This window comes from Rhodococcus jostii NBRC 16295 (genome assembly GCF_001894825.1).
GTDB classification, from domain to species: domain Bacteria; phylum Actinomycetota; class Actinomycetes; order Mycobacteriales; family Mycobacteriaceae; genus Rhodococcus_F; species Rhodococcus_F jostii.
This window is the reverse complement of the sequence record NZ_BCWY01000181.1, coordinates 1-5,085: the sequence shown is the minus strand read 5'-3', so window position 1 is coordinate 5,085 and position 5,085 is coordinate 1. Positions and strand designations below refer to the sequence as shown.

The following is a 5,085-nucleotide window of genomic DNA, read 5'->3' as shown; positions in this document are numbered from 1 at the left end:
TCTCGGGGTGAAGATGGCCGGTGCCCTCGAGACTGCCCACCGCCTCGGGATCCTTCACCGCGACGTCAAACCCGGGAACATCCTGGTCAGCGACTACGGCGAGCCGGCGCTTACGGATTTCGGCATCGCCCGCATCGCCGGCGGATTCGAAACCACCGCCGGCGTCGTGACGGGGTCGCCGGCGTTCACCGCCCCCGAGGTGGTGACCGGCCAACCCCCGAGTGCTGCCGCCGACGTGTACGGCCTCGGTGCCACGCTGTTCGCTGCGATGACCGGCCACGCCGCCTTCGAACGCCGCAGCGGGGAGCAGGTGGTCGCCCAATTCCTGAGAATCGCCGCCGAGTCGGGTCCCGACCCACGCAAGCACGGTGTTCCCGAGGACGTCAGCACGATCATCGAACGTGCCATGACCGGCACCCCGGAGGTCCGCCCCTCCGCCACAGAACTCGGTCAGCAACTTCGAGCATCTCAACGCCTCCATGGTTTCCCCGTCGACGAGATGGCACTGCACGCCGAAGCGGGAGCCGTGCAACCAGAGGAGAACGCGAGGGCTGCGGGGCACCAACTCGTCTCTCATGCACACGACTTCTTTCACGAAGTGACAAGTTTCGTCGGACGCCGCAAAGAAGTGGCCGCGATCAAGGCGCGTCTGTCGGATTCCCGGATAGTGACCCTCACCGGATTTGGTGGGGTAGGTAAAACCCGGCTGGCATGCCGCGTCGCGTCGGAAGTGCGCAGAATCTACACCGGCGGCGTCTGGTTTGTGGATCTCGCCGCGATCTCCACTCCAGACCTTGTCGTCAGCGCGATTACCGAGGCGCTCGACATTCGAGACGGAATGAGTGCGGACGGCAGTCACTACCTGTTTGAATTCCTCGGTGAAAGACATGCACTCATCGTTTTGGACAACTGCGAGCATTTGATCGAGGCATGTGGAAGCGTCGCCGCCGAGATTATTCGGGGGACGGATCGCGTGCAGATCCTGGCAACCAGCCGGGAGCCTCTCGGTGTGCTGGGGGAGGCCGTGTTCGAGGTACCCCCCATGCCGGTCCCCGACGAAGCTCAACTCGCCGACGGACAGAACGCCAAGAGCTTTCATTCCGAGGCGGTCGATCTTTTCGAGCAACGCGCTGCAGCCGTCGTCCCCGGATACACGCTCGACGACGAGAGCCGCCTGGAAGTTGCCCACCTGTGCCAGCGGCTGGACGGCATCCCTCTAGCCATCGAACTCGCAGCGGTCCGGATCAGGTCCCTTCCCCTCGACCGCGTCCTGTCGCGCGAGGGCGCACTCTTCGAAATTCTGACGCGAGGAAACCGTGGCGGACCGGTACGGCATCAAACGCTGCGTGGCGCCATCGATTGGAGCTTCGATCTGTGCTCGCCGGAAGAACAAGCCCTGTGGGCGCGGCTGTCCGTCTTCGCGGGCGGTTTCGATTTCGATGCGGTGGAGAGCGTCTGCACCGATCCGACCATCGTTCCGGACGCGTTCGACTTGATCTCCAGTCTTGTCGAAAAGTCGGTCATTTCCACCGTTCAATCCGGGTCCACCGTTCGATACAAACTGTTGGAAAGCATCAAGGACTACGCGGCCGAGAAACTTGCCGAGCACGGCGACGCGAATGCGTGGCGCAGGAATCATCGAGACTACTTCCTGCGTTTGGCCGAACGCAGCGAGGGTCAGTCACTGGGGTCAGGGCAGCTGGTATGGAACCGTCGTATGAGGCACGAGCGGGCGAATCTGCGGGCGGCGCTGGAGTACTGCCTGTCCACCCCCGGGGAGGCCCGAACCGGTCTCCGGATGGCGGGTGCGTTGTGGTTCTTCTGGAACGCGAGTGGCCTCCTGCGCGACGGGCGGTACTGGCTGACCCGAGCCTTGGAGCCCGACCAGGATCCGAGCAGCGAGAGGGCGAAAGCGCTCTGGGTGATCGCGTGGAACGCCATGGTTCAGGGCGACAACCCGACCTCCAAGCAGTATTTGCTGGAATGCAGCGCCGTTGCGGAATCGATCGGTGATCGAACCGCCCAGGCGTTTGCAGTTCAGTTCCGGGGCGCGGCGGAGATGCTCGGAAACGGAAATCTCGACGTCGCACTGGAGTACCTCACTGCCGGCATGGCACTTCACGCCGAGTCAGGGGAGGTCAATTCCCTGACACTGCTGGGCGGCGCTCAGCTCGCTTTAGTGCACTGCCTGTCCGGGAACCTGGAACAATCCCTTGCCTGGGCGGACGAAACCATCGCCTCAGGTAAGTCGCTGAAGGAGCACTTCTCGACGTCATGGGCGCTGTGGGCCCGCGGACTTGCCCTGTGGACCCAGCGCAAGTACCCGCAAGCTTCGGACTCGTTGAAAGAAGCGCTCGAACTGAAGCAGTCATTGAGCGACTGGTTGGGCGTGAGTACATGCACCGAGATCCTCGCGTGGATCGCGATCGAGGAAGCAAACCCCGTCCGATCCGCCCGCCTGCTCGGTATCGGGCGCACACTGTGCGGCGAGATGGGAAGCACTCCACTCTTCGGAAACGACACGTTGATCCGCACGCGGACTCGATACGAACAACGCACCCGCCAGCTGCTCGGTGACACTGCGTTCGAGAAAGAATTCCGGGCCGGTGAACGCCTCGAACACCTCGCGTCGATCGAATTCGCGTTGCACAAGCGCACGTCCAAGCCGCCGAAGCCGGCCACTCCTGCAGCGAAGGTGAAGCTCACACCTCGTGAGAAAGAAGTGGGAAAGCTGGTGGCGGAGGGACTGACGAACAAGGAGATCGCGGAACGGCTGGTCATCTCGCCCCGCACCGCAGAAGGACACGTAGACCGCATCCTCACGAAGACCGGACACCGAACCCGCGCGCAGCTTGCCGCCTGGATTGCCCGCGAGGAGAGCATCGACTCCCGAAAGCCGTAGTTCGGACAGTGCTCCCCACTGCATACTGACACCCTGATCTGATTCCCATCGTGCGCTCCGGTCTCTGATCGGTTGACGCCGCCTGCCGCAGTGCCGGCCCGACCAGACCGGGCAGACGTCTCACTTCGGAATGGGGTAGTCGCACCCAATACCGACCGTGCCGTCCGTACGCTCACGCCTACCAGTTCGCCGTCTGGTGTTGGCTGGGCTGACCGCTTCGTTGGGTCCACGGGTACCTGCGTATGAAATGCAGGTAGTGAGGCCAGTAGATCATCTCCGTCACACACGCCGCGCAGTTGCGATTGTTATTGCCATGACCAGCACACACCTCCACCAGAACACCTCACACACCAGCATCGCCTCCTGGAAGCGGCTCGCCACCGCCGCAGTAGCGACTGCCGCATTCGGCATCATCCCCGCCGGCGCCGTAGCCACTGCCGCCACCCCGGTCGCCGCTCACGACATACCCCGCAACCAGGACAACACCATGCCGCAACAGCGTCAGCACGACCGCCAACGCGACCACAGGCGGGACCGCCGCGCCGAAACCACCATCGGCAATCAAATCCTCGCCGGCGGGTATAGCAGCACCGAGATGTAAAGCGGTTGCACTCGATCACTCCACTGAGGCCGAACTAGCGCCACCGCTCCCCCCAGTCCCCTCTTCACAGTCACCCCCCCCAGAGAATCCCCAGAAGGAAGTCATGAGCACGACCGAAACTCACACCGCCAAGACGACAACCACCGCGACGGTCACAAACGTCGACATGAAACTCGAGGTCCTCGTCCTCCCCGTCTCCGACGTCGACCGCGCCACCGACTTCTACGCCCACCTCGGCTGGCGACAAGACGCCACACCGCCCAGCTCCGGCGTAGTCCAGTTCACCCCACCCCGCTCCGCCACCTCGATCCACTTCGGCACCCACCTCACCACCGCCGCACCCGGCTCCGCCTCAGCCTTCCTGATCGTCTCCGACATCGGCGCCGCCCACCAGCAGCTGACCGCCGCCGGAACCGATGTCAGCGACATCTTCCACTACACCGCGAACGGCCCGGTTCGCGGACCGGACCCCGACCATTCCAGCTACAACTCGTTCGCCACCTTCCACGATCCCGACGGCAACAACTGGACGCTGCAGGAAGTCACAACCCGAATTGCGGCGCGCATCGATTCCGGCGCTACATCTTTCGGAACCACCTCCGACCTGGCCACCGCCCTTCGGCGCGCCGAGGCCACCTACGGCGGGTATGAGCAGCGCACCGGACGGCAAGACCCCAACTGGCCCGACTGGTACGCCCAGTACATAGCCGCGGAGCAGAGGGGAGCCTAGCTACCCACCTCAATCTCGTTTTAACCCAAAAGGTTAAAACCGTCCCGATGCGTTGGGCGATCGCTGCACACGTTCAGTTCCAACGCGGCCACTCGGGCCCTCCCGCCAGATGGTCTTCTACCTGCTCATCGTTACCGCCTTCCTCTGATCTGTTCACCACTTATGGAGAACAGACTCGATGAGTTAGCGGCACCAATCCACCCAAACCATTCTCGACCACCAAATCACACAGCAAGGAAACTCACATGTCTGTTACAACCGAAGTCGCGATCCGTCCGTTCACGGTCGAAATCCCTGAGACCGAACTCCAGGCGCTGCGCCAGCGCATCGCGGCCACGCGTTGGCCCGAAAAGGAAACAGTCGCAGATCAGTCGCAGGGCACACCGCTCGCGACGAGTCAGGCACTCGCGCAGTACTGGGGATCAGATTACGACTGGCGCAAGGTTGAGGCGAAGCTGAACGCTCTGCCCCAGTTCATCACCGAGATCGACGGGCTCGACATTCACTTCATCCACGTTCGCTCGAAGCACGAGAATGCGTTGCCACTCATCGTCACACACGGTTGGCCCGGCTCGATTGTCGAGCAACTCAAGATCATCGAACCGCTGACCAATCCCACCGCTCATGGTGGTGACGCGTCGGACGCGTTCCATCTGGTGATTCCGTCGATGCCCGGCTACGGGTTCTCGGGCAAGCCGACGACGACCGGGTGGGGTCCCGACCGCATCGCACGCGCCTGGGTAGAGCTGATGAAGCGCCTCGGGTATACGCAGTACGTGGCGCAAGGCGGCGACTGGGGTGCGGTTGTCACAGAAATGATGGCGGTACAGGCGCCGTCGGAACTGCTCGGCA

The 5,085-nt window shown here is 63.0% G+C and carries 4 protein-coding genes; all 4 read left to right on the top strand.

The window, feature by feature from the left end:
• Nucleotides 1-2,902 (top strand): protein kinase domain-containing protein (locus RJ1_RS44320; RefSeq protein ID WP_073371008.1); only part of this gene is annotated, 2,902 nt, incomplete at its 5' end.
• Nucleotides 2,903-3,215: 313 nt separating this feature from the next.
• Nucleotides 3,216-3,503 (top strand): hypothetical protein, encoded by a 288-nt coding sequence (locus RJ1_RS44315; protein ID WP_073371006.1) that lies wholly within the window; start codon nt 3,216-3,218, stop codon nt 3,501-3,503.
• Between the two features lie 103 nt (nt 3,504-3,606).
• A complete protein-coding gene (locus RJ1_RS44310) occupies nt 3,607-4,233 on the top strand; it encodes a VOC family protein (RefSeq protein WP_073371003.1) in 627 nt (208 codons plus the stop codon).
• Nucleotides 4,234-4,478: 245 nt separating this feature from the next.
• Nucleotides 4,479-5,085: epoxide hydrolase family protein (locus RJ1_RS44305; protein ID WP_143169609.1), on the top strand; the 607-nt coding region annotated here is incomplete at its 3' end.

What these genes read in the sequence shown, in the direction of transcription:
- RJ1_RS44315 (WP_073371006.1), top strand. Translation starts at nt 3,216, where the DNA reads ATGACCAGCACACACCTCCACCAGAACACCTCACACACCAGCATCGCC.
- RJ1_RS44310 (WP_073371003.1), top strand. Translation starts at nt 3,607, where the DNA reads ATGAGCACGACCGAAACTCACACCGCCAAGACGACAACCACCGCGACG.